The sequence below is a fragment of the Sporosarcina contaminans genome (assembly GCF_042679045.1).
Lineage (GTDB): Bacteria > Bacillota > Bacilli > Bacillales_A > Planococcaceae > Sporosarcina > Sporosarcina contaminans.
In genome coordinates this window covers 13,555-39,277 of record NZ_JBHTLT010000033.1, presented here as the reverse complement: position 1 = coordinate 39,277, position 25,723 = coordinate 13,555, and the positions used below count along the sequence as shown (strand labels likewise).

The 25,723-nt window shown below is 41.4% G+C and carries 23 protein-coding genes; 4 read left to right on the top strand and 19 right to left on the bottom strand.

Annotation, left to right across the window (positions count from 1 at the left end; translation table 11 throughout):
* Window positions 1–3 precede the first annotated feature (3 nt).
* From ACFQ38_RS06930 to ACFQ38_RS06880, 11 genes are all read right to left on the bottom strand, one after another.
* Window positions 4–1,137: a thiolase C-terminal domain-containing protein gene (locus tag ACFQ38_RS06930; RefSeq protein WP_381480169.1), complete on the bottom strand. Its 1,134-nt coding sequence runs from the start codon at window positions 1,135–1,137 to the stop codon at window positions 4–6.
* On the bottom strand, window positions 1,134–2,615 hold the full coding sequence (locus ACFQ38_RS06925; RefSeq protein ID WP_381480168.1) for a class I adenylate-forming enzyme family protein: 1,482 nt from the start codon (window positions 2,613–2,615) through the stop codon (window positions 1,134–1,136). The genes ACFQ38_RS06930 and ACFQ38_RS06925 overlap by 4 nt, the downstream gene beginning before the upstream one ends.
* A gap of 15 nt (window positions 2,616–2,630) precedes the next feature.
* On the bottom strand, window positions 2,631–3,095 hold the full coding sequence (locus ACFQ38_RS06920; protein WP_336822389.1) for a PPC domain-containing DNA-binding protein: 465 nt from the start codon (window positions 3,093–3,095) through the stop codon (window positions 2,631–2,633).
* On the bottom strand, window positions 3,088–3,849 hold the full coding sequence (locus tag ACFQ38_RS06915) for an SDR family NAD(P)-dependent oxidoreductase (RefSeq protein ID WP_336822390.1): 762 nt from the start codon (window positions 3,847–3,849) through the stop codon (window positions 3,088–3,090). Before ACFQ38_RS06915 ends, ACFQ38_RS06920 begins: the two co-directional genes overlap by 8 nt.
* A gap of 12 nt (window positions 3,850–3,861) precedes the next feature.
* Window positions 3,862–5,184, bottom strand: coding sequence for a TRAP transporter large permease (locus ACFQ38_RS06910; protein ID WP_336822391.1), 1,323 nt, complete (start codon window positions 5,182–5,184; stop codon window positions 3,862–3,864).
* Complete coding sequence (locus tag ACFQ38_RS06905; protein WP_336822392.1) at window positions 5,181–5,666, bottom strand: TRAP transporter small permease; 486 nt, start codon at window positions 5,664–5,666, stop codon at window positions 5,181–5,183. Before ACFQ38_RS06905 ends, ACFQ38_RS06910 begins: the two co-directional genes overlap by 4 nt.
* A gap of 21 nt (window positions 5,667–5,687) precedes the next feature.
* Window positions 5,688–6,713 (bottom strand): DctP family TRAP transporter solute-binding subunit, encoded by a 1,026-nt coding sequence (locus tag ACFQ38_RS06900; RefSeq protein WP_336822393.1) that lies wholly within the window; start codon window positions 6,711–6,713, stop codon window positions 5,688–5,690.
* Window position 6,714: 1 nt separating this feature from the next.
* On the bottom strand, window positions 6,715–8,037 hold the full coding sequence (locus ACFQ38_RS06895; protein WP_381480167.1) for a (Fe-S)-binding protein: 1,323 nt from the start codon (window positions 8,035–8,037) through the stop codon (window positions 6,715–6,717).
* Window positions 8,030–9,442, bottom strand: a complete 1,413-nt coding sequence (locus ACFQ38_RS06890) for an FAD-linked oxidase C-terminal domain-containing protein (RefSeq protein ID WP_381480166.1) — start codon at window positions 9,440–9,442, stop codon at window positions 8,030–8,032. Before ACFQ38_RS06890 ends, ACFQ38_RS06895 begins: the two co-directional genes overlap by 8 nt.
* A gap of 274 nt (window positions 9,443–9,716) precedes the next feature.
* Complete coding sequence (locus ACFQ38_RS06885) at window positions 9,717–10,610, bottom strand: helix-turn-helix domain-containing protein (RefSeq protein WP_381480196.1); 894 nt, start codon at window positions 10,608–10,610, stop codon at window positions 9,717–9,719.
* A 53-nt stretch (window positions 10,611–10,663) separates the two neighbouring features.
* A complete protein-coding gene (locus ACFQ38_RS06880; protein ID WP_381480165.1) occupies window positions 10,664–11,026 on the bottom strand; it encodes a sugar diacid recognition domain-containing protein in 363 nt (120 codons plus the stop codon).
* 397 nt (window positions 11,027–11,423) lie between these two features.
* On the opposite strand from ACFQ38_RS06880, the gene sda reads away from it, so the two are divergent.
* Complete coding sequence (sda, locus tag ACFQ38_RS06875) at window positions 11,424–11,561, top strand: sporulation histidine kinase inhibitor Sda (protein ID WP_381480195.1); 138 nt, start codon at window positions 11,424–11,426, stop codon at window positions 11,559–11,561.
* Window positions 11,562–11,609: 48 nt separating this feature from the next.
* Here the strand turns inward: sda and ACFQ38_RS06870 are convergent, their stop codons facing one another.
* The 4 genes from ACFQ38_RS06870 to ACFQ38_RS06855 form a co-directional block, all read right to left on the bottom strand.
* The gene (locus ACFQ38_RS06870) at window positions 11,610–12,989 is read right to left on the bottom strand and encodes a S41 family peptidase (protein WP_381480164.1); all 1,380 of its coding nucleotides are present in this window, start codon (window positions 12,987–12,989) and stop codon (window positions 11,610–11,612) included.
* A gap of 130 nt (window positions 12,990–13,119) precedes the next feature.
* The gene (locus tag ACFQ38_RS06865; protein ID WP_381480194.1) at window positions 13,120–15,096 is read right to left on the bottom strand and encodes a TRAP transporter permease; all 1,977 of its coding nucleotides are present in this window, start codon (window positions 15,094–15,096) and stop codon (window positions 13,120–13,122) included.
* A gap of 10 nt (window positions 15,097–15,106) precedes the next feature.
* Window positions 15,107–15,565, bottom strand: a complete 459-nt coding sequence (locus tag ACFQ38_RS06860; protein WP_381480193.1) for a DUF1850 domain-containing protein — start codon at window positions 15,563–15,565, stop codon at window positions 15,107–15,109.
* Between the two features lie 31 nt (window positions 15,566–15,596).
* Window positions 15,597–16,589 (bottom strand): TAXI family TRAP transporter solute-binding subunit, encoded by a 993-nt coding sequence (locus ACFQ38_RS06855; RefSeq protein ID WP_381480163.1) that lies wholly within the window; start codon window positions 16,587–16,589, stop codon window positions 15,597–15,599.
* Between the two features lie 238 nt (window positions 16,590–16,827).
* Here ACFQ38_RS06855 and ACFQ38_RS06850 point away from each other — a divergent pair, with 238 nt between their 5' ends.
* Both ACFQ38_RS06850 and ACFQ38_RS06845 read left to right on the top strand, forming a co-directional pair.
* Complete coding sequence (locus ACFQ38_RS06850; RefSeq protein ID WP_336822403.1) at window positions 16,828–17,976, top strand: polysaccharide deacetylase family protein; 1,149 nt, start codon at window positions 16,828–16,830, stop codon at window positions 17,974–17,976.
* A gap of 599 nt (window positions 17,977–18,575) precedes the next feature.
* Entirely contained in the window at window positions 18,576–19,622 is a 1,047-nt protein-coding gene (locus ACFQ38_RS06845; protein ID WP_336822404.1) for a 2,3-butanediol dehydrogenase, read from the top strand.
* Window positions 19,623–19,887: 265 nt separating this feature from the next.
* On the opposite strand, the gene ACFQ38_RS06840 is transcribed toward ACFQ38_RS06845, so the two are convergent.
* Window positions 19,888–21,381 (bottom strand): class I adenylate-forming enzyme family protein, encoded by a 1,494-nt coding sequence (locus ACFQ38_RS06840; RefSeq protein WP_336822443.1) that lies wholly within the window; start codon window positions 21,379–21,381, stop codon window positions 19,888–19,890.
* A gap of 194 nt (window positions 21,382–21,575) precedes the next feature.
* Here ACFQ38_RS06840 and ACFQ38_RS06835 point away from each other — a divergent pair, with 194 nt between their 5' ends.
* Window positions 21,576–22,514 (top strand): LCP family glycopolymer transferase, encoded by a 939-nt coding sequence (locus tag ACFQ38_RS06835; protein WP_381480162.1) that lies wholly within the window; start codon window positions 21,576–21,578, stop codon window positions 22,512–22,514.
* A 28-nt stretch (window positions 22,515–22,542) separates the two neighbouring features.
* Here the strand turns inward: ACFQ38_RS06835 and ACFQ38_RS06830 are convergent, their stop codons facing one another.
* The 3 genes from ACFQ38_RS06830 to ACFQ38_RS06820 are packed head-to-tail and all read right to left on the bottom strand — an operon-like array spanning window position 22,543 to window position 25,710.
* Entirely contained in the window at window positions 22,543–23,694 is a 1,152-nt protein-coding gene (locus tag ACFQ38_RS06830) for a M20 family metallopeptidase (protein ID WP_336822406.1), read from the bottom strand.
* On the bottom strand, window positions 23,669–24,724 hold the full coding sequence (locus ACFQ38_RS06825) for an ABC transporter ATP-binding protein (RefSeq protein ID WP_381480161.1): 1,056 nt from the start codon (window positions 24,722–24,724) through the stop codon (window positions 23,669–23,671). Before ACFQ38_RS06825 ends, ACFQ38_RS06830 begins: the two co-directional genes overlap by 26 nt.
* The gene (locus tag ACFQ38_RS06820) at window positions 24,721–25,710 is read right to left on the bottom strand and encodes an ABC transporter ATP-binding protein (RefSeq protein ID WP_336822408.1); all 990 of its coding nucleotides are present in this window, start codon (window positions 25,708–25,710) and stop codon (window positions 24,721–24,723) included. The genes ACFQ38_RS06825 and ACFQ38_RS06820 overlap by 4 nt, the downstream gene beginning before the upstream one ends.
* Window positions 25,711–25,723 lie beyond the last annotated feature (13 nt).

Here is a 25,723-nt window from a genome sequence, read left to right as displayed (position 1 = left end):
CGGTCACACCCTTTCCAAAATATGCACAGTTGAATAGGAGCCCGTTCCGCCTAAGTTTTGCGATAATGCTAACCTCGCGCCAGCGACTTGGTTCGATGCAGTTCCTCTCAATTGTCGAACAAGCTCATATATTTGTGCGATGCCGGTCGCCCCAATCGGGTGGCCCCGTGATAATAGCCCACCGCTTGGGTTTACGGGCCTAATTCCTGTAGATTTCGTCTTGCCCTCTTGTACCGCTATCCATCCTTGGCGTTTCTCGAAAAAACATAGTTCCTCAATTGCGATTATTTCAGTCATCGAAAAACAATCATGAATTTCCACAACATCAATATCTTCTGGCCCAACACCGGCTTTTTCATAAGCAAGCTTTCCAGACTCGCGAATTGCCGGGATAGACAGTAGATCGTCAGCATCCTGCATTTGTGTTGGCCCCGAACTTTGAGCTGAAGACCGAATATGGACATTAGATTTATTCTTCGAAATGACCAGTGCTGCCGCTCCATCCGTCATAGGCGAGCAGTCGAATAAACCTAATGGGCTCGTAATCATGCGAGCATTCATAATTTCTTCGAATGTCGCTGCCTTTTGGAATTGAGCTAACGGGTTGTTTACAGCATGTTCACGATTTTTCAAAGCAACCATTGCCAAATGCTCTTTCGAAGCTCCCGTTTCATGAAAATACCGATTAGCAAGAACGCCGAAAAAACCAGGAAAAGTCAATCCGGCAAGCTTTTCATTAGAGTCATTGTCCATCGCAGCATTAATTGCATGGGTTACATCAGCAGTCGAAGCATGTTTCATCTTTTCCACACCAGCTACTAACACCGTGTCATATTCACCACTTAAAATGCCCATGATCCCTTGTCTAATCGCAATGCCCCCGGAAGCGCATGCGCCTTCAACCTTTGCGGTCGGGACAGGACCAAGGCCCAATTCATTTGCCACAATCGCACCTAAAATTTCTTGATTGCAAATCGAACCACCCATGAAATTTCCGACATAGACCGCGTCCACTTTCGGATTGCCTGCATCTTTCAACGCTTCAAGGCAAGCTGCAATCAGCAGTTCTTTCATCGATTTCTCGATGAACGTTCCGAAACGGGTCATGCCGATTCCATGAATATATACATTTGTCATGCTTGGACCTCCTCATGCTGCTCGCGAAGCTCCCTCTTCAATATTTTTCCGTAAGAGCTTTTTGGAAGCGCATTCACAATATGAATCTCTTTCGGTTTTTTAAAGCTTGCCATATTCTCCAAACAAAGCGCCAACAATTCTTCCGATGTCACAGGCACCGTTCCATTTGGCACAACATATGCAACGACATTCTCGCCCCATTTATCATCCGGAACGCCGATCACACATGTTTCTTTCACGCCGGCATGCAAATTGAGAACCTCTTCCACTTCACGTGGATAAATATTGACTCCTCCAGAAATAATGACGTCTTTTTTGCGGTCAACAATGTGTATATAGCCTTCCGGAGATTTCCATCCTAAATCCCCCGTATGAAGCCAACCGTCCTTCAATGTGTCCGCTGTCGTCTGCTTATTATTCCAGTAGCCTTTCATGACGAGCGAACCTTTGCAAATGATCTCTCCAACTTCCCCATCCGCTAATTCAACGTTCGCACCGTCAACAATTTTCACATCAACAAATAGACCCGTTCGGCCACAAGACTCCAGCTTGTCTGCCATTTCGTCCTTTGGCATCATCGTAATGCACATGGGCGCCTCAACTTGTCCGTACGTTTGTGCATAAATTGGGCCTGTCAGGGAGATCGCTTGCTTCAATTTGCTTGCAGCGATCGGCGAGCCAGCCATATTGATGGATTTTAACGTCGATAGTTTGGAAGGATCGAAATTGGGATGCTGGATCATCAAATTCACCATCGTTGGCACTAAGAAAATGATGGAGACTTGCTCCCTCTCCAAATCATTGACGAATTCTTCCGGCTCGAACTTATCAAAAACGACTTGTGTCAGTCCGTAAAGCCATGCAACATGCGATAGGAAATTGCTCCCGTGTGTCAAAGGGGCAACATGTCCAATGACATCGCCATAGTTTGCATCACAAGCAACGGCCAATGATAATGCGCCAGCAAGAATATTGCGATGCGTCAGCATAACCCCTTTCGGATTGCCGGTTGTTCCAGATGTATACATAATGGCGAAAAGATCGTCTTCCCCGATATCTTCATTATTTCTCATGCCTCTATACTGTTGAATCACCCGTTCATATTGCTCTCCAACAGGCAAGACGTTCATTTTCAGATCAATCGCTTCAATTAAAACTGCTTCCCCAATCACTAAATTGACACCCGCGTCTTTAAGCATATATTCGTGTTCTTTCGGATGAAGACGATAATTCAAAGGAACTTTAATAATACCTGACAGAGCAACGGCTACATCCAACTCGATATGTTCGAAGCGATTGGACATCAGGATGCCGAGACGGTCTCCTTTTCTCAAACCAACCTTTTGAAAAAAAGCTGTCAGCGCATAAGCTCTTTCCATTAACTCTGCATAAGTCAATGTCCTATGTCGATCTTTCACTGCAATTTTGGTGGGATAGGCATTCGCAGATTTAATGACTAATTTCCCGATCGTTTCCATTCTTCAACACCCCTTCTACCTAAATTGAAAAACAGGAATGCCCCAAATCTCATCCACTTCACGTTGCATCCGTACATTATTGAGTGGAAGTAATAAGAACTCAACTGTAACTGCGACCGGATTTTCCCCATCTAAAAAATGGCCGCCATTCAAGTTCTTATTACAATCAACAAACATTCCGTGGAAATGAACTTCAAGCTCCTCCTCCATATCCAATCCGACAAACCCCGTCCCAGACAAGAGTTCTACCGGCGTATCCGTTTTTACCTTCTCTGAATAGACAAGAGACCCGTCTGATTGTTGATCCAATTGCACGTATGTAGCGTATTGGAGCGAACCGATACATTGAAATTGGGCCGCTTGCACGCTGAATAATCGGCATACTTCTTTAATGCCTTGGAAAAAGTCAACGTCCTTCATAAGCCTGCCAATAATTCGATTCGACTTTTCGTCGCGCACCGCTTGAATTCGATTATCCAAAGTTGTAGCCCCCATCTACCCTGAGCACTTGCCCCGTTGTATAACCCGACTCAGGAAGAGCAAAATAATTGATCGCTTCTGCAATATCATCCGGCGTGCCCATTCTTTTGATCACTTGTCTCTTCAAATCATAAGCAACATTTGCTGTGATAGCTGTCTCAGTGGCGCCTGGCGCAACCGAATTACACGTAATTCCCATTGGACCCAACTCTTTTGCGACCCATTTCGTTAAAGCAATTACAGCGCCTTTAGAAGCGGCATAAGCAGGGCCCGATCGATTATGTTTGCCATCTTCTCCTGAAACCGCCCCTCCGTTAATGCCGGAAATGGAGCTTATATTAATAATCCTTCCGTATTGCTGCTCAAGCATATGTGGATAGACAACTGATTGTATAAATAGAAATGTCGCCTTCACATTCGTATCTAAATCACGATCCCACACATCTAACACCATATCTTTAATCCCTACCCTGCCACATGTGCCCGCATTGTTCACTAAAATATGCAGCTCCCCAAATGTATCCGAAGCACGTGCCACTGCCGCTTTTACAAATTCAGGATCCCTTATATCCCCTAAGCATTCTAAAACATTGGCATCTGGCTGAAGCTGCCGAATAGATTCAATCGTTTTACTGCATGAATTTATATCTACTAAAACGACATTGGCACCTTCATTTGCCAACCTGCAAGCCGCACTTGCCCCAATTCCGCTTGCTGCACCGGTAATAATGGCAGTCTGCTCTTTCAATCTCACTTCCTCATCCCCTTATTTAACTTTGAGTAGGTCTGGTAAAAATGTCGATAGCTGCGGTATATACGTAATGAGCAAGAGGATAATAACGGATGATACGACAAACGGAAATACTCCTTTTGAAATTTCTCCGATGGAATTACCCGAAATGCCCGCCGCAACAAATAAATTCAGTCCGACCGGAGGTGTAAATAAACCGATTGCCAAGTTGACTGTCATAAAAACCCCGAAAACTGTCGGATCCACGTCAAATGAAATCATGATTGGCAATAAAATCGGAATGAAAATGTAATAAGCTGAAATCGCATCGATGAACATTCCTGCAATAAGCAATAAAATATTCACCAATAATAGAATGATAATCGGATTATCTGAAATACTAAGCATGGCAGTCGAAATTTGCCGCGCAATCTGCTCGGTCGTAATAATATACGCATAGACGGATGCCGCACTGACAATGAACATGACGACCGCAGTTTGTACAGATGCTGACACTAAAATGTCAAAAAGCTTTTTCATATTCAATTCACGATAGACGAAAAACCCTACAAATAACCCATAAAATACTGCAACAACAGCTGCCTCAGTAGGTGTGAAAAAACCGCCATAAATACCGCCTAAAATGATGATCGGTATTAACAGCCCCCAAAAAGCGCCTAAAAATGCTTTTAACTGTTCCATCAATGTTGCACGTTTTCGTACAGCTACCGATAGTAGTGGCCCTGCCGTCCTTTCTTGCTTCCATCGGACATACATGGCGGCTACAATAAATCCAACGCCCAATAATAGACCTGGAATTACACCTGCAATAAACATTCTGCCGATTGATACCGGGATTTGATCGCCCGCAACGACCGCAAAGACGATAAAAGCAATGCTTGGCGGAATGATAATGCCGATTGCACCCGAACTTGCAACAAGTCCTCCGGCTGTCTCTTTTTTATAGCCGTTTTTCACCATCGCCGGTATTAAGATTCCGCCGATCGCAGCGACAGTTGCTGGCCCTGAACCGGAAATCGCCGCAAAAAAGATAGCGGTCATCACCGTTACGAAGACAATGCCACTTTTCCGGTGCCCAACGAGGGATTGGGCAAAGTCAATCAATCTCTTTGAAATACCTGCCTGTTCCAAAATGACACCAGCTAAAATAAAAAACGGAATGGCTAAAAGTGTAAATTTGGATACGCTTGAATACATAATATCCGCAACCAATTCCAGCCCGAACATCCCGCTACCCGTAAAGAGGACGGCTATGGAAGATATAGCAAGCGCTACCGCAATCGGCAGTCTGAGCATTACGAGCACGATGAATAATCCGAATAAAATAAATGCCATCATACCGTTCGCTCCCCTTTCCTGTTCTGTTCAAGTAATTCCTTAACCGTCACTTGAATCGTTCTAAGCAAGCATAGACAAGCTCCAATCGGCATCATTATGGAAAAATACCATTGAGGCCATCCTAAGGAAGGTGTCTTCTGCCCCATTTGAACTTGGAACAGCACCATTTGAATACCGAAATAGATCAAAATGACAAAGAGCAAGGACATCATTAAACCGACAAGAACGGTAATCATATTTTTAATCACTTTATTCGAACGGTCATAAATCAATGTAAAGCCAAGATGTGCGTGTTGACGCACACCTATGGCAGTACCGACAAATGTTAAAGCAACAAATAAATTCACTGTAATTTCCTCAGTAAATGAAAATGAATAGTTCGCTACCCCTCTTGAAACAATATTGACAAATGCAATGGTGGACATGATGGATAAAACGATCGCAACTATCCACTCTTCTAATCTGCTAATCACCTTTTCCATTCATGTAACCTCCGTCTACTATCATTGATCTTGAAATGCTTTGAGCAAGTCCTCGCCCCAAATATCCGTATATTTATCGTAAACAGGTTGAACAGCTTCTCTGAATTGCTCCATTTCATCCTCCGTCGGTTCATAGAATTCCATACCAGCCGCTTTCAATTCCTCAATTTGCTGAGCCTCTTTTTCACGAGCCAATTCCACTTGATAGTCAGCAGCTTCTTTACCTAATTTCTTAATTAATTCCTGATCTTCTGCGCTCATTGAATCGAATAATTTTTTGTTAATGCCCAATACTAACGGATCGTAAGAATAGTTCCAAGACGTCAAATAATCCTGCACTTCGTTCAGCTTGGAAGAATGAATGACATCGATTGGGTTTTCTTGTCCATGGATCGTGCCTTGCTGCAATGATGTGAATACTTCTGAAAAGGCCATTGTTGTCGGATCAGCGCCTAATGCACGATACAAATCGGTATACATCGTAATGCCCGGAATGCGAACTTTCATCCCTGCCATATCTGTAGGCGTTTGAATCGTCTTTTTACTATTTGTAATTTGGCGAAAGCCGTTTTCCCCATACCCTAACAGCTCAACGCCTTTTTCATTCAAAATGTCGGCGATCATTTCTCCTCCTGCTCCATTAAATACCTTGTCCACTCCTTCTTTATCTTTGAACAGGAACGGTGCACTTGGAACACCGAAACGGTCATCCAAAATTGAGTAAATGATCGTCGAGTGGAAGCTCAAATCGGTTTGCCCTTTCGCTAGAAGCTCGACCCCTTTTCCTTGGTCTCCTCCGGACAGCTGTTCGTTTGGATACACTTCAATATTGATACGCCCATCGGTTTCTTCTTTCAGATCGTTCGCTAACTTTTCAGCTGCTTTATACCAAGTTGAGGAGTCATTTACTGTGACAGACATTTTCAAATTATATGTTTTTCCATCTGCCCCATCCTTCGTATCGCCTTTCGCATCTGAACAAGCACCTAACATAAGCATTGCGGTTAGCCCAATTGCTCCTAAGATCCTTCCTCTTTTCAACTTCATTTCAATCCCCTCCATCTTCTCTCCATATTTTTTCGTGAATATAATCTACTAAGTGGACAGCCCGGATGTTAGTAAAGCCTTCTTTCTCTACTCCGACTTGCATTTGAAGCAAACAGCCTGGATTTGTCGTGACAATGGTACTTGCGCGAATCCGTTTCACCTCTTCCATTTTCGTTCTCAAAATTCTGGATGCCATTTCGGGTTGCAATAAATTATAAATACCGGCAGAACCGCAGCATTGATGCGCACCGGGTAATTCAACAAAGACACTACCCTTCACGGATTTTAAAAGATTCCTTGGCTCTTCCTTGACGCCATTTACGTTTCTCAAATGGCAAGAATCTTGGTACGTTACAATTTCGTTTTGTGGCAAATTGGGCATCAATTTCAATTTCTCAGCCATCCCAAGTTTCAAAAGCAGGGAGGATATATCAATTTGCTTGTCCACAAATTGCCTTGCCTTAATTGAATAAGCTGGATCGTCTGCAAACAACCGATCATATTCCGATAGAAATGCACCGCAGCCACCAGCATTATTGACGATGTAGTCAATTGCCTCTAAATCAAACGCTTCAATATTCACCTTTGCATTTCTTGTTGCACGTTCCATCTCTCCACTATGCCCTTGCAGCGCACCGCAGCATTGCTGATTTTCAGGAATAATCACTTCACAGCCTAAGGAGTTCAAAAGCTCGATTGTATGTCGGTTCGTCTCTTTGAATATCGTATCCATTAGGCAGCCTGTGAAAAATGCAACTTTCGTTTTGACCGGTACATTCTGGACAGTATTTATCTCTTTTGACGGAGGCTTCGGAAGCGCTTTCTCCATTTCTTTAATAAAGGGAGGAAATAATTCTAAAAAACCAATTTTCCGTACCACCTTCTGCAATCCTGAACGCTGATAAAAATGGACAAGTCCAACGGCTTTCTTCATTTTTTGATGATCTGCAAATAAATGATCAAATGCCCCTTTGCGAATCGTCTTTTCTTTCAGCGACTGTTTTTTTACAGATACGATCGCTTCTCTCGTTTCTTCGATCAAAGTGCCGTATTGCACCCCTGCCGGACAGACAGGTTCACACGCCCGACAACCTAAACATAAGTCGAACGCCTCTTCTATAGAGCCGTCCCATTCTACGACGCCATCTCGAACAGCTTTCATGAGCGCAATTCTTCCGCGTGGCGATTGCGTCTCATCAAAATCTGAATGAATATAAGTAGGACAAGATAGAAGACAAAAACCACAACGCATGCAATCCATAATCCGATCTTCATCAACATGCTCAATGAAAGACTTCCTCATCGTTTCCGCATGGCTAACCATGATGTACCACAACTCTCTTTTTCGTGGATTTCGCAAAAATTTTATTTGGATTCATAATATTGAAAGGATCAATTGCTTGTTTAAGCCTTTTCATAACATCAATTCCTGCTTTGCCTATTTTCCATTCGAGATAGGGCGCTTTCATTTCCCCGACACCGTGTTCGCCTGTGATCGTGCCTCCCAATTGGATTGCATAGTGAAATATTTCCGCAAAGGCCATTTCAACCCTTGCCATCTCCTCCTCGTCTCTAACGTCAGTCAATATTGTAGGATGTAAATTTCCATCTCCTGCATGACCAAACGTACAAATGAGCAAATCATATTTTTGGGCAATTTCCTGCACTGCCTTTACCATTTTGGCAATCTCTGACCTCGGAACAGTAGCGTCTTCCAAAATGGTTGATGGACGTTTTCTTGCCAATGCCGACAAGGCAACCCGACGTGCAACACTTAAATTAGCGGCTTCCTCCACGGATTGTGCCATTTGAGTAGACGTCGCGCCGTGTTCCATGCAAAGCTTATGTACAAGTTCCATATCTTTCTCAACAACTGCCGGATCTCCGTCCTGCTCTATAAGCAACATTGCCTCGCAATTCGTTGGCAGTCCTATTTTCATGAATTCCTCCACCGCTTCAATTGTCCCTTTATCCATGAATTCAAGTGCTGCAGGCACAATTTTTGCTGCAATGATTGAGGAAACAGTTAGTGCAGCTTTTTCAAGTGTGTCGTAAGAGACCAATAATGTTTTTTTCGATTCTGGAGCGGGAATTAAACTGAGTGTAATTTCGACAACGATACCTAATGTGCCCTCAGCCCCGACAAACAGGCTCGTTAAATCATAGCCCGCCACATCTTTCGCCAATTTGCCACCCGTCGTCAACAATTCCCCATTCGGTAACACAATCTTTAATGCCTTTACATAATCTCTCGTCACTCCATATTTCAATCCGCGAAGTCCGCCTGAATTTTCGCTTACGTTTCCACCTATCGTAGACACACTCATCGAGCTTGGATCAGGAGGATAAAACAATCCTGCATCGGCTACATATTCATTGATTTCTTGAGTGATAACGCCGGGTTGCACAGTCAATGTCAAATTCTCAGTGTCCAATTCCAATATGTTATTCATTCGGTTGAACAACAGTACAACCCCTCCAGCTGTTGGAGTTGTGCCTGCAGCAAGGTTCGTCCCTGACCCTCTTGAAATGATCGGAACATTGTGCTCTGCGCACACTTTGACAATCGCTTGTATTTCATTTATGGAAGCAGGCGATATGATCAGGTCCGGAAGCGCTTGAAAATTAGCAGTTGCATCATACGAATAGGCTAATTTTTGTGCTACCGTTGTCCTGACATGCGCACTGCCTGTTATGGCAATCAATTGTTCCTTTATATGCGCATCCATTCAACAGCCTCCTTCTATCAAATAATTCTATATTTACTATCACATTGTAATAGTTCAATAACTCCGAATATATAGCTATATGAACAATGTTTACATACTTTTCGGCATGTTTTTTTGTTTACTATCACAAAACAACAATAAAACCGCAAAACTCTTTGATTTTTGTCTCACTTGAAACTGCGCTCCAATCAGTAAGAAGATCACTGTCGTAAAATGTGAAAAACAAACGGATCTTGGCATAATAAATACCAAGACCCGTTTGGTCGATACAATGCTATTCCTCAAATGATAAATTTACAGGCTCGTCCAATAACTTAGGCACAAGCTCCAAATTTGTAGTGGCAGTCGTTTCCGCCACCTCTTCAAAATGAAATTGATTTACCCATAGCTTTCCCTTTCCTTGCAATAGAACCCCGAACGAAATGACACTACTATTAGCTGGTACATCTAATACAAGTGAATAAAAATTCCAATCCATTGTACCGCTTATAGGTCGATTGCTCATATTATCAAACTGCAGCACATCTCCTATTTGATTGTCTACGCGCATCCAAGCCCCTGCAAATTGTTGTACTTCTTCACATTTGATAAAACACGATAATTTCACGCGTTTGCCAATAAATTGATCCGCTTTAAATTGTTGCATCATCGTTGCAAACTCATCTGCCCCAGTTACGAATTCAGAATGCAGAAACCCTGAAGCTTTTCCTATATGGACAATTTGTCTGTCAATTCCCATTCGATAATTTTGTGGGTGACTGCCACTTAAAAACCAGCCTTTTATTTCCTGCATAAAACATTCCTCCTTTCTCAAAATAATGCTTCTCATAATCCGTCGATACTCCCCCGGCGACAGATGATATGCTTTCTTAAAGGCCCGGCTGAATGCTTCTTGGGAGTTGAACAGAGCATGGAAAGCAATGTCTATGATTCGCTCATTCGAATGCAGTAATAATACCGCAGCTGCTGCAAGTCTCCGTGTACGAATGTATTGATCCACAGTCATATTCAAAACCGACTGAAACAATCTATGGAAATGGTACTTCGAATAACCCGAAAAATTGGCAACGTCTGTTAGTTGGATTTCCTTATCCAAATTCTCTTCAATCCATTCGACTGCGCGTTGAATTGTCTGTTCATCTTCCAAGAAACTCCCCTCCTTTGTCATCATGATTATAGCGAATGAATCATCAAGATTTTTGATAGAAGTTGCGAATCTTCTTAATAGCACATCGCAAGTTCAATCAAAATGAAATCTTTATCTATTGTTATTAATTGAGCTTGTGGATGAATAACTTGTGGATCTCCTGTAATCCCCAATCCCGCAATCGCTTGGCCATCAATGACAATTGGCATAACGACCCCATTACGCACCCCTTGTAATGTCTTTACTTCCTTATCAGACATGTGCAAGATCTTTTTCTCTCTCAAACTAATTAATGCACCCTCATGAAACTGGTTAATCCGCTCTTTATCTGTACTTGCTTGAATAAATCCTCTACGGTCAGTTAAAATGACATCTTCTTTGATGAGCTCTGCTATTTCACTTACAATTTCCTCTCCTAACCTATCAAATTTGAACATGACCATCCCCCCGAATGAATGAAAATTTGTTCCTACTATACTACCTTAATTACATAATAGTCACAATATTTAATTCATACTGAAAAGACTTTAGATTTCTATTCAATCAGAAGAAGAATGGCCCCGATTATTCCAAAAATCAAGAAAATCGTTCGACAAATTTCGAGTTTCTCATGACTGTGGATAACCTTTTCCACATTACCCCCATTGAAGCAATTGACTTTCTACATTTACAAACAAGTTAACCACAAGTTATCCACGAAATCATGTGGATAAAAGAACGGTTGTTCCATGTGAAAAATTTTGGTACGGTGAGAGTAAGAATTCGAAACGCCTAGTATATGCATCGATCTTAATCATTATTACTATGTATGGAGGTGCCCCGCCATTGTTAGAAATGCCGGATGATTTGCTATTAGATGCCTATAAAAAGGCTGTCAGTCTAAACCTTTGTCCTCAGTTCATTAAACTATTAGAACTTGAAATCCAGCGACGTAATTTGCCTCTTCACATTGACCTTGTCGGAAATAAATAATGAGAGCCATCCTACCACAACATCGGCAGCTTGGCTCTCACTCCTTCTTTATTTTATCGTGACTTTCAATTGAATTCCATCTTTCACTTGCTTTCCTTTAAGATCTTTCCATTGTGGATGAATGACAAGCAAATAAGATTGCTCTGACTCCAAAAGTTCATCCGGAATAATTTTCACCGTTTGCCCATCAACTACTTCTACATGCACACTCACTTCTTGTCCACCTAATTGGATAAGTTCTATAGCGGACGCATCCATCGTCTTCTGATCCATCATTGTAGTCAAATTTACGGTAAATACTTTGTCCGAAGACACTTCTTTCAATGTCGGCAGTTCTTTATATGTCTTATATTTTTCCTTAAGATGGTCATAATGTGCTCTTTCTACCTCTTTACCAATATCCGTTAGAACATCAGGTTTTACGCCTAACGCGTCAACCGCTTGGCCTTTTGGCGAATAAAAACGGGCTGTCGTCAGTTTTAAAGCACTTCCATCCTGAAAACTATACATGGACTGCATTGTTCCTTTGCCATAGGTCGTTTGCCCATATAATTTTGCGGCACCCATTTCTTTTACGTTCACGGCTAACATTTCAGACGCACTTGCGCTATTCTGATTGATGAGCAAAGAGATTCTGCCTTTCAAATTCACTTTCTGCTTAATGGCAGTGTACACTTCCGGTTCCTTATTCCGCTCTCTCAATTGAAAAGCATTTGGTACATTTGGAAAAAACCCCGTCACTTCTTGGGCGGCTATGATATAGCCACCGCCATTGTCCCGCAAATCAATAATAAAACTTTCTGCATCTTGCATTGCTTGAATGACTCGCGACATTTCTCTTGCAGAATCTGTCGCGAAGCTATTGAGTCGAATATAGCCTACATTTCCACCCAATTTTTCAGCTTCTACGGTCGGCAAATGGATTTCAGCACGTTTTATCGTGACGTCTCTCTTTTCTTGTTGATGAATAATAGATAACTTGACAGGAGTCCCTTCAATTCCACCAATTAAAGAAATGGCAGCTGAAACAGGCTTAGCATGCAGTGATATGCCATTCACATGCGTAATGATATCTCCAGCAACAATGCCGCCTTTGTCGGCCGGACCTCCTAAAATGACAGACGTGACCACTATTCCTTCATTGCTCTCTGCTAATACGACGCCGATCCCGACAATCCTTTGCTCAATTTCATTCAAAAATGTATTGAATTCTTTCGCTGACATATAGACGGAATAAGGATCAAGGCCGTCAGTAATTTGCCTGCCGCTCCCCCTCATGAGAACCGTATCCGATACTTCATCTACATAATGATCTTTCACTAACTGGCGGATTTCTTCAAGAGGCTCAGCGGTAGCAGTCGTTGTGAATGGCAATATGACAAATAGGAGTGCAAGCCAAGCAATCAATGGATACAAGCGTCTTTTCATTACATCAAGCCCCTGTCTTTATACGTTTCTTCTATTATACGATTTCATGGACAATTCCGATAGAGTAATCGTATATCAATTCAAAAAAAAGCCCCATTGCAATCGCAACAGGACTTCCATTTTTATATTATTAAGCAGATAAGCTCTGTTCTTCTTTTTTATTTTTTGCGTAATTCAACGCAAACATAGCAACGACAATGATAATGCCGACAATATCAGTAATTGTTTCAGGGATGATCAACATCAACGCTCCCGCACCAAGAACTATGCGCCAAAGCGGATTAAGATGCGTTTTAAAATAGCCTTCTATAGAGGCACTTAATGCGATAATTCCGATGATGGCGGTAACAGTAATCATTGTAATGGCAATAAATGAAGCCATCGGAAATTCACGAGCATTCATAGCGACGCCTGTCGTGTCGATCATCAACATCGCTGGATTATACACGAACATAAACGGTATTAGAAAGCCTGCAGCCGATAGCTTCAAGGCTGTAAATCCAGTTTTCATTGGATCTCCGCCAGAAATTCCTGCTCCTGCAAACGCAGCGAGGGCAACAGGAGGTGTAATGTTCGCAAATATACCGAAATAGAATACAAACATATGAGCAACTAAGATCGGAACGTCAAACACTGCTAATGCAGGTGCAGCCATCGTCGCTGTAATAATATATGCCGGGATGGAAGGAAGCCCCATACCTAAAACCATTGAAGCAATCATCGTAAAGAACAATGTTAAGAACAATGAACCAGCACCAAGGCTAGCAATCGAGGAAGTCATCACATTTCCGAAGCTCGTCAAACTAACAACACCGATAATGATACCGACTACAGCACAAGCAACCATGACAGATAATGATTGGCGTGCACCGCTATCCAATGCTCCTAAAATATCTTTTACGGACATGCGGGTAGATTTCCTAAATGCCGCCACTATGACTGTTGCAACAATCGTATAGAATGCCGCATGCCCGATCGGGACATTGCGGTACAAAAGAAAAATAAGAAAAACAATCGGCAACAGCAAATGCCCGCGCTCTTTCATTACTTCTTTTACTCGTGGTAGATCCGGTTTCGGTATTCCCTTCAAATTCTCTTTTCCTGCCCGGAAATGAACTTGCATAATAACAGCCAAAAAATAGAGCACCGCAGGAATCAAAGCTGCAAGAGCAATTGTTCCGTATTTAACACCTGTCGTTTCCGCCATAATAAACGCACTTGCACCCATGATCGGCGGCAATATTTGCCCCCCAACGGAAGCGCTTGCTTCAACGGCGCCTGCAAAGTTTTTCGAGTAGCCGACACGTTTCATCATCGGAATTGTAAATGCCCCGGTACCTACTACGTTCGCCACTGCGGCACCGTTAATACTTCCCATGAATCCACTTGAAATAACCGCAACTTTCGCAGGTCCTCCTTGCTTATGACCTGCTAGTGCCAAAGCTAAGTCGTTAAAAAACTGCCCCATTCCTGATTTGGCTAAAAAAGCACCAAACAAAATGAATAAAAAAATGAACGATACGGAAGCACCGATTGCTGTAGAATACAGCCCTTCTGTCTTCAAATACATTTGCCCAAAAATATCGCCCAAATCATATTGGCGGGTCATCATTTTCGTTGGCATCCAATCCATATGGCTGAAAAAAGGATAGGCCAAAAATAGAAGAGCTAACAGAGGGAGTATCCATCCAGTTACTCTCCTTGCAGCTTCAAGAATAAGCACAACGGTTACAATAGCCATGACAATATCGAATGTATTTGGAATCCCGCCACGTGTCGTGACGATAGCCGTATATTCCACGATTAAATAGCCGGCAGTTGCTAACCCTAAAAGGAAGAGCACCCAGTCGTAAATAGCAATTTTGCTTCTGTTTTGCTTACTATACGTTGGATAAATGAGATAAATTAACCCAATCCCTACCGCTACGTGAACAGCTCTCTGCTGGAGTGTCGGCATTGGATTAAAGGTAATATATAAATGGAAAATCGAATATAGAATCGCTACAATTGATACAAAAAAGGCAACCTTTTTCCCTGTAAGCTTTCTTACCTTTGATTCGGTATCAAATTTCTCTAAAAGCTCAGCTTGCTGCTCTTCCGATAATATTTCTGTATTTTCAAGTTGACTTTCCTTGTTTTTTAATTTCGTCAATTTTTTCACCTCTTATAATCTTCCACAACGGTGTTTTTTCGACACGGAAGATGACTGTTTCGTGATTATCGATAAACTCATATAGCGGAATTGTATTCTTTTCTGTGTATAATGTCGTTTTCGTGTTTTCCGATACAGTGAGACGGAGTTCCTCAAATTTTTCATGAATGCTCATATGGATAAACCCATCTTCCGATCGGATCACTTCTTTATCCGAAGGAACTCCCGCTCCGAATGTTTTGAATTTTGTTTCCGTTAAATGGAGGTCGCCCTTTTCGATTCCATATGTTTCATACCAAGGCTCTTTTTCAACTGAATGTATCCATCCGATTTCAAAAGACTTGTCAGTCAAATAAAAACTACCATCCATATACGTCATTTGAATGGTAGGAATCTTGATGGCAAAAATAGCAAGCAGGAGCATGATCAAGAGCATGCCCCCGCCAAGGTATTTCTTACTTTTGCTCATCGTAGTACTTTTGTGCACCAGGATGAACAGGTGCTACCATGCCTTGCTGTGCACCATCAAGTGTAATTTCTGTCGCTGCTTGGTGAGAATTGCCAAGCGCATCTAAGCTTTCGAAGAATTTCTTTGTCATTTTATAGACATCATCCTCGCTCAATTCGCTGCTCACGACGAGAGCATTCATAATTGCAGCTGTCGGAACTGCTTCCGCATTGCCGTATGTATCAGCAGGAATATCCAATGCTACGAAATAAGGTTGATCCTTTGCAATTTCCTCGATTTTGGCTGGATCTACTGAAACGAGGCTCAAATCAATGCTTGCAGCCAACTCCATCACCGAGGAGTTTGGTAGACCACTCGTCAAAAATGCTGCATCGATGCTTCCGGATTTTAAGCCATCTGCAGCTTCAGCGTAGCCTAAATAGTCGACTTTCAAATCATCGTAAGTGATACCGAAACCATTCAGTAAGTTGCGAGCATTCACTTCAACCCCGGAGTTTTGGTCACCTACTGCAACGCGTTTCCCTTTCAGATCTTCAATCGATTTAATTCCTGAATCTGCTGTTGTAACAATTTGTACGTAGTTCGGGTAAAGAGCTGCGATTTGCTGAACTTCCCCTACTTTTGAAGAAAAGTTACCGATCCCTTCAACTGCCTCAGTGAGTACATCACTCATGACAAAAGCCATTTCAACTTTTCCTTCTTTAATTAAGTTGATATTTTCTACGGAAGCTCCTGTTGACTGCGGCTTCGAGTTAACGCCAAATTCCTTCGAGTACTCATTTGCTAATGTAGTTCCAATGATATTGTATGGACCTGAAGAACCACCAGTCGCAATCGTAACAATTTTTGTATCAAGGCTGTTACCGCTTTCATTTCCACCTTCAGAGCTTTCGTTTTTATCTCCATCTCCACAAGCCGAAAGAATGGACGCGCTCATGAAAGCGCTTGCGAATAATAGACCATATTTCCTTAACTTCATAACCAATCATCCTTCCTACTTTTTATCTATTGGCTTGTATAAGCTTACATTATCTGAATTAAAAATACAAGACTGCTTTTCTGTTAAATTAAAGTATTATATTTTTTTCTTTTTTTCGTAACTAATAAATGAGCATCTTACATTGGTATCACTTTGTAATACATAAATGCATTAACAATTTATAGCCTCCTGTCGATATAGTAATTGGAACTTATTTAGCCGAAGGGAAGCAATCATTTTGAAAAAAGTCATTTATTTCATAGTGCTACTACTATTTATAGCACCAGCAACAATACAGGCGAAGAGCCCATTGACCGTTAGCATTACAGAAACAACGCCTGTCTATAAAGAAGCACAAAAGGTCGCTGTTTTTAATAAAGGAACATCTCATACTATATTGAAAGAGTCCGACAGGTATTATCACACTGTAATCGGAAATGAAGAAGTGAAATTTTCGAAAAAACGAGCAAAAGTAAAAAAGGACACTCCCGGTTCATTGAAAGGTGCTCATCCAGTAAAAGCGACAACGATAAAACGAGTTTCCATTCTCCATTCTCCTTCCAAACAAGGAAAAGAAATCGGTCAGCTACAGCCGAATACGACAATTGATTTACAGCGGGCAAAAGGAGATTATTACCCAATCAATTTTGGGGGGAAAACGGGTTATATACATAAAAATGATGTTCATGTCGATGCGGGTATCCCAGTACTTATGTATCATGACCTAACAAAAGTGAAAACGGACGACAATGTATCAGTGCTTGAAATCTCAAAATTCGAAGAGCAAATGCGCTATTTAAAGAAAAATGGCTGGACAACGATTACTACGGAGCAATTAGAATTATGGCTGCGTAGACAATTGGAACTGCCTAAAAAATCAGTGTTAATTACATTCGATGATGGGTACGAATCTATAACTGAATTCGCTTATCCAATTTTAAAACAAAATGGTTTTCAAGCGACTTCATTCCTAATTACGAGCCGTATCGGTCGACCCGGAATGGTATCAGCAGAATCCATACAAGCAACCGCCGATGTATTCGAATATCAAAGTCACACACATCGATTCCATATGTTCAATTCGCTTACCAACTTAAGCTTTTTGCAATCCGAATCTTATTTCGCAATAATGATGGATTTAAAAGAAGCGAATGATACAATTGAAGACATTTTAGGTTCTCCCTATAAAGTGACAGCGCATGCCTATCCATATGGTAAATATAGTATTGACGCTATTAACGCATTACAAGATGTAGGAATTTCCATTGCCTTTACAATAGATGAAGGTAATGTCCATCGGGGCGATCCGATTATGTCTCTCCAGCGCCAACGCGTTCACTCATCGATGTCTTTGACCGATTTTGCAAATAAATTGAATGGCAAATAAAATAGTTGCACTTCATCTCAAAGCAACCATTCTGTCATTTTGTAAAGCAACAAGCTGAACCCAGCAATCTTCATGAGAGGATTAGCTGGGTTTTTTAATCGCTACATTTAATCGTATTTAAAACAATTAGCGTAGCAGCAATCACTGAATTTATAAAAAGGGAAATATTTATACAGGAGTTAGTATCGGTACGTAAGCGTGTTTTACCTCATACCCAATCCAACTGTGTTTCGGTTCTTCATTGATTATGAAGTAAATAGGACTGAGCTGAAGCATATTTATTTACAACAAAGAATTACATGAATACAATATTTATCATAAACGTTTGTACATACAAATGAAACGGCGTTTAGCTTTTCGAACATTTCTCGAAAAAAGAGAGGGTGACTCGCTGAAAGAACTAACTTTAGAGCAAATTCGAATAGATAAGGTAAACATTTAGATGGACAAGATGAGATACAATGCAGGCGACACGTTCTGATCATTCGCGAGGTAGATGGACTTGTGAAGTTTGCAACTATACAAGCGGATGAAATGACATGGCTTGTTATGATGGCGGAGCAATTAAACAATATAGGTACATCAAGGAGGAAAGTATAATGAAAGCAGCTGTTATTTATGGAGTCAAAGATGTGAAAATTGAGGAAGTTAACGAACCTTCTGTATCCAAAAAAGATGTAAAGGTAAAAGTAAGTTGGGCCGGTATATGCGGCAGCGACTTGCATGCGTATCATTATGGGTTAGGAATACCAACCGAACCAAATGAGTTAACCGGTGTACAAGCTCCTTTAGTTCTTGGGCATGAATTCGCTGGTACCGTTGTTGAAATAGGCGAAGATGTAACAGACGTAGCAGTTGGTGATCGCGTAGCAATTGAGCCCTTAATATATCCCGATGATGATGTCTACGTTCGACAAGGTCGATATAACTTGGCAAATAAATTTGCATTTTTGGGCGTTCAATCGAATGGCGGCTTTGCAGAATATGCTGTCATGAATGAAAGAATGGTCCACAAACTTCCTGAAAATGTCTCCTTGGAAGAAGGGGCCCTTATAGAACCAACAGCTGTTGCTTTGCAAGCAGTTCGAGAAAGTCAATTAAAAGTTGGTCAAACCGTTGTCGTTTTTGGCGTTGGCCCTATTGGTCTATTAACGATCATTTCTGCTAAAACGGCAGGGGCTGCTGAAATCATTGCAGTTGATATCTCAAACGAACGCCTAGCATTGGCAAAAGAAGTTGGAGCAACTATCACCATCAATAGCATGGAGGAAAATCCAACTGAAAAAATCTTATCACTTCACGAACATGGTGTGGACATTGCATATGAAGCGGCTGGTGCTGAAATTACATTTAATACAGCTCTAACTGTTTTGAAGAAACGCGGTCAACTGATGGTTATAGCCGCTTTCGGAAAACCAGTATCAATCGATGTAACGCAACATCTAATGATGAAGGAAATTAACATTACAGCTTCTTTTTCATACTGTAATATCTTCCCTGAAGTCATTCATTTAATAGCTTCGGGAAGAATGGATGTTAAGAAAGTAATCACTAAAAAAATTGCTTTAGATGACTTAGTTGAAAATGGACTCGAATTACTGGAAAAAGATAAAAGTCATGCCAAAATACTTATTGATTTAAATTAAAAATCGTCTGTTGGATAACGAAATATAGGTAAATCCGTATCATCGTAACCCCTCAAGTATCACTTTTAGAGGTCAGTTGCATTTAGTTTGATTTGGATCTATCATTAAATCCACAAAATGGGCTATCCAGAAGCTCAGTGAAAACTGACTTTCTGTGTTAGCCCTTTTTTTGTTGGTTTGAAAAATGGTGCCATTCTTGAAACTTCTTTCAGTATTGGATGTGAAAAACAACAGGACTGGTGTGGACTAATTCGACAGCCATTTGTCATTCATTTACGATAGACTTTACCTCTTTCCTCAACGTATGCTTTAGCACTTTGCCAGAAGCGTTTCTCGGAAGCTCATCAAGAAATTCAATTTCATGAGGAATTTTATACTTTGCAAGGTTTTTTGCGCAATGTGCAAAGACATCCTGCTCTGTCAATGTTTGACCCTTCTTGACGACGATATACGCTTTCGGCACTTCCCCAAATACCTCATGTGGAATTCCAATTACCGCTGCTTCCATCAATTCCGGAAGTTGATACAGCACTTCTTCCACTTCAACCGGATAGACATTTTCACCGCCCCGGATAATCATATCTTTTTTACGATCAACTATATAAAGCAAACCGTCATCATCCATTCTGCCAAGATCACCCGTGTACAGCCACCCATCTCGAATCGCTCTTTTGGTTTCCTCTTCATTTTTCAAATAGCCTTTCATCACTTGCGGCCCTTTCATTACAATTTCACCTACTTGGCCAACAGGTAGGAAGTTGCCGTATTCATCTACAATGCGCAATTCAGTTTGAGGCAAAGCTTCTCCGACAGAACCGATTTTTTTTAGTGCCAAATGATCTTTCAAAGTCGATGCGGCGGGCGTATTTTCTGTTTGACCGTACAAATTTTGAACTTTCACTTGAGGGAACGCAGCCTTCAGCTTTTTTAATATTTCATATGGCATTGGAGCCGCTCCGTAACAGAATAGGCGCAAGGCTTGCAGCTCTACGTCTTTAATTTCTGGCATATTCAATAGGATCGTATACATGGACGGAACACCGAAAAACATGGTCGCTTCGGAAGCTTGCAATAAATTCAGCGTTTCCTTTGGAGAGAAGGACTCTTCGATAATGATCGTTCCGCCTTTCAACGTAACAGGTACGGCAAAAACATGGCTTGCTGCACAGTGGAAAAGTGGTGTGGAGATTAACATGCGATCCGATTTAGTAATCTCCATTGCTTCAGCCCAAATCGTTGCTGTCGAAAGGATATTTTGATTTGTCAGCATGACACCTTTTGGCTTGCCCGTCGTCCCTGATGTATACATCACAACAGCTACATCATCCCCAAATTGTTTTTTCGGCTCGAAAAGGAGATCATCATTCTCAAATATGCTATCCAAATCAGATAGTGATATCTTTTCATTGAATGAATGATTTATTTTATGAACAATCTCATTTAAACGCTCATCATAAATGATCGCTTTTGCTTCAGAATGGTTGAAGATATATTCCACTTCTGGGGCAGTCAACTTTGTATTGACGGGCATAACTGTAAATCCGCCTAGCTGGATTCCGAAATAACATACTAAAAAGAGATCCGAATTTAATGTATAAAGGGCAATGATATCCTCTTTCTCATATCCCTTTTCCTGAAAATATGCTGCTACCTTTTCTGCCTTTCCAAAAAAGTCTTTGTACGTCCAATTACGGCCATTAAAAGAAGTAAATATTTTTTCAGGTTGTTCCTCAACATGTTTGCGCAAAACATCCGTCATAAACCCCAATCCTCACCACTCCTTTTTTCGATTCGTCTCCCATTCACTATCATATTATCAATCAAAATTTCAGAGTACAAGTTATATATTGAACATTCTGTAACTATATTTTAAGGAGCACGCCGACTACTTTTTTAGTCAATTGCGTAAACTATTACCAACGAATGTTTCATACTCAAAGTGGGGGCGTAATTATGAGCAATAAACTTAAGTTCACAATTCGATTGGCGATCGGGATCATCGGCATTTCCCTAATGGCACTTACAATTTATAGTCTCTTTTTCTTAAAACAGGTTACAGAAACAGCGAAAGAAATACATGTGCCTATGGAACGGCAGGTTTCTGAAAAAAGAGAGGAACCTATTGTTTTTCAAAAGAAAGACCCTTTTTCTGTTCTATTATTAGGCGTTGATGAGCGGGATGGAGATAGAGGACGATCCGACACAATGATCGTCTTAACAGTGAATCCTACACTGAAGTCGACAAAAATGCTTAGCATTCCGAGAGATACATACACACTGATTGTCGGAAAAAATATTGAAGATAAATTGAATCACGCTTATGCATATGGTGGTATTGAAATGTCTTTAAATAGCGTGGAGCATTTATTGGATTTGCCGATCGATTATGTTGTACAAGTGAATATGGAAAGCTTTCAACAGATTATTAATGCATTAGATGGCATTACTGTTGAAAATACGATGGCTTTTAGCGAGGAAGGGTTTTCATTCCCTAAAGGTTTAATTCAAATGAATGGTGAAGAAGCATTGGCATATGTCAGGATGCGCTATCATGATCCTCGGGGCGATTTTGGCCGTCAAGATCGTCAAAAAGAAGTCATTCAAGCGGTTTTACGCCGGAGCGCGTCATTAAACAGCCTATTAAATGTGAAAGAAATTTTCGATGCAATTAAAACGAATGTACGCACAAATATGACATTAGACGATATGATCGATATTCAGAAAAACTATCGTGAAGCGGCAAAGGACGTGGAACAATTGATGCTGACACAAGGTCATGGCAAGTGGATTGACGGCATTTGGTATTACGTAGTGGACGATGAAGAATTGGCTCATGTAAGTAATGATCTCCGCCTTCATTTATCGATTGAAAAAGAAAGAGGCTCCGAATGATTTGCGATCGGGGCCTCTACTGCATTCTTTATACAGTTACACTTGTTTTTTTCGATAATTCGACACATAGTTCTGCCAATAAATTTGTTCTTTCAATTAAAGAGGGGACTTCCAAATATTCTTCTTCACTATGGGCTCCGCCGCCGACAGGTCCTAACCCGTCGATTGTTGGTACACCAACTGCCGAAGTGAACGATGCATCTGATCCCCCACCCGTTGCGACATCGGTAATGTCAATCCCCAACTCGCGGCCTTTTTCCTTAATGATATTCAAGAGCATAATTGTCATGTCGTTTTTCACCATTGGAGGACGATTAATGCCGCCTTCCAATGTAATAGAAGTGCCTGAAACGTCCGGCGTTGCACATATTTCCCGAATTTGCCGGTCCAAAATGGCTGCTTGTTCTGTTAAAGTAATGCGAACATCCACATGCCCGACCGCAGATGGAGCAATCGTATTGACCGACTCTCCTCCTTCAATCAAACCGACGCTGACGCTAATTCCTTCCTCATGATTTGTTAAAGCATGCAGTTTGACAATTTTATGGGCTAGCTCCTCTATCGCACTAATTCCAGCTTGCGGTTCAATGCCCGAATGGGCTGCTTTCCCTTTCACATATATGGAATATCGCCCTCCTCCACGTCGGGCTGTTACTAAAGAGCCATCTTTGCGTGCAGGCTCCATTATTAGGGCATAGCTCTTTCCTTTCGCCGTTGATTCAATTAATCCTCTTGAAGTCGGCGAACCAATTTCCTCGTCTCCATTCAAGATGATTTGAACGGATTTTAAAGCATCTTCATTGTTCTCCTTCAATGCTTTCATTGCGTATAAAAGTGCAACTTGGCTCGCTTTCATATCAATGACCCCTGGTCCATAGGCGCGGTTCCCTTCAATTTTAAAAGGACGCTTTTGAGCAGTTCCCTTTTTGAAGACGGTATCCATATGCGCGACAAAAACAAGTGAAGGTTTCTCTGCACCTTTATAAGTGAACAATAAATTGTTTCCATTTTGATCGTTCTTAAAAACTTCTGTTGTAAAACCGATTTCCTCATAGCAAGCTTTCAAAATTGTTCCGACTTCATCGATTCCCTCTTTATTTGTTGAACCCGAATCAATGTTCACTAACCTTTCCAATAGGTTCAGCATTTCTTGTTCATTTGCTTGCAGAAATTCCTTCAAGCTCATCTTCCCCTTTCTTGTTTTGAATCGTTCTAAACGGAAAATGGCAAGCGACAGAATGGCCTTTTTCCAGCTCAACTAAATCCGGTTCCTCTAACTTGCATCGTTCTTGCGCATACGGACAACGCGTCCGAAACCTGCATCCTGAAGGGATATCGACGTTGCTTGGTATATCGCCTTCCAAAATGATCCGTTCTCTCGTATCTCGAATGAAAGGATCTGGCAAGGGCACCGCTGACACCAAGCTTACTGTATACGGATGCATCGGTTGATTGAATAATTGATTCTTCGTTGTAATTTCTACAATTTTCCCTAAGTACATAACTGCAATCCGATCACTAATATATTTCACAGCTGGCAAGCCATGCGCAATAAAAATGAACGTCAAAGAAAACTCTTTTTGCAGCTTAATAAGCAAATTCAGTATTTGGGCTTGAATGGAAACGTCTAATGCGGATACTGGTTCATCGCAAATAATGAGCTTAGGCCGTAACGCTATTGCTCTTGCAATGCCAATTCGCTGGCGTTGCCCACCGCTAAATTCATGCGGATAACGGCTGCCGTAAGAACGATCTAAGCCTACTGCATCCATCAATTGATAAACCTTTTCACGAATTTCATTCTTTTTCATCTTCGTATGCGTTTTCAACGGCTCGCCAATAATGTCAACGACTCGCATACGAGGATTTAAGGATGAAAACGGATCCTGAAAAATCATTTGAATATCCGCACGGGATTTTCGCATTTCCTCTTTCGTCAGCTGATCTAAATCTTTTCCATTGAAAATAATTTTACCATCGGTTTTCTCAAGCAAATGAATTAATAGATTACCTGTTGTCGATTTGCCGCAGCCTGATTCTCCAACGATTCCTAACGTTTCTCCTTCATTTAGATAAAAATTGATTCCATCAACAGCTTTCAGCAATTTCTTTTTCCTAAACCCATCTGACACTTCAAAGTGTTTTTTTAGATTTTGCACTTCCAATAAAGGCCGTTTGTCCATTTCTTGAACAGATAAATTGTCTTTCATGAAACGACAGCCTCCTTTTCTGCATAAAGCCAACATCTCACTTGATGATCATCCGAAATTTCCTCTAAAACGGGTTCTTGAACAATACATTGTTCCGTAGCAAAAGGACAGCGCGGATGAAACTTGCATCCGACTGGCATTGTGGCTGGCGTAGGCACCGTACCCCGAATGGACGATAGCTCTTCTTCCGCTTCATGAAATTTCGGCGTACTGTCCAAGAGCCCTTTCGTATACGGATGCTTCGGGTTACTGAACAACGTGAAAACGTCTGTATGCTCAACTACTTGCCCGGCATACATGACAACGACTTTATCCGCCATTTCTGCCACTACACCTAAATCATGGGTGATCAATAAAATCGCAGTATTATTTTCAGTAGATAATTTCTTCATTAACTCTAAAATCTGTGCTTGAATCGTTACGTCCAAAGCTGTTGTCGGTTCGTCGGCGATGAGCAGCTTCGGATTGCATGATAACGCCATCGCAATCATGACCCGCTGGCGCATGCCTCCGCTCAACACATGCGGATACGAATCAAAAACTTTTTCTGCCCTTGGTATTCCAACATGCTTTAGCATTTCAATTCCTTTTACTCTTGCAACCCGCTTATCTACTTTCTGATGCAATTTAATTGCTTCAGATAATTGATTGCCAATTGTAAATAAAGGGTTAAGTGACGTAAGCGGTTCTTGGAAAATCATCGCAATTTCATTCCCTCTTAATTTGCGATACGCTTTCTTATCTATTTTTGTCAAATCTGTTTTCTCAAAAAGGATACTGCCCTTTTCTACCTTGCCCGGGGCCTCAATCAACCCCATAATAGATAGCGATGTGACGCTTTTCCCCGAGCCCGATTCACCTACGATCGCAAGTGTCTCTCCTTCCTTCACTTCAAAGGAAACACCATTTACCGAAGGCACCTTGCCATGTTCTGTCTTAAAGTACGTATGCAAATTATCCACTTTCAAGATCGTTTCTGTATTCATGTCGCCATCCTCC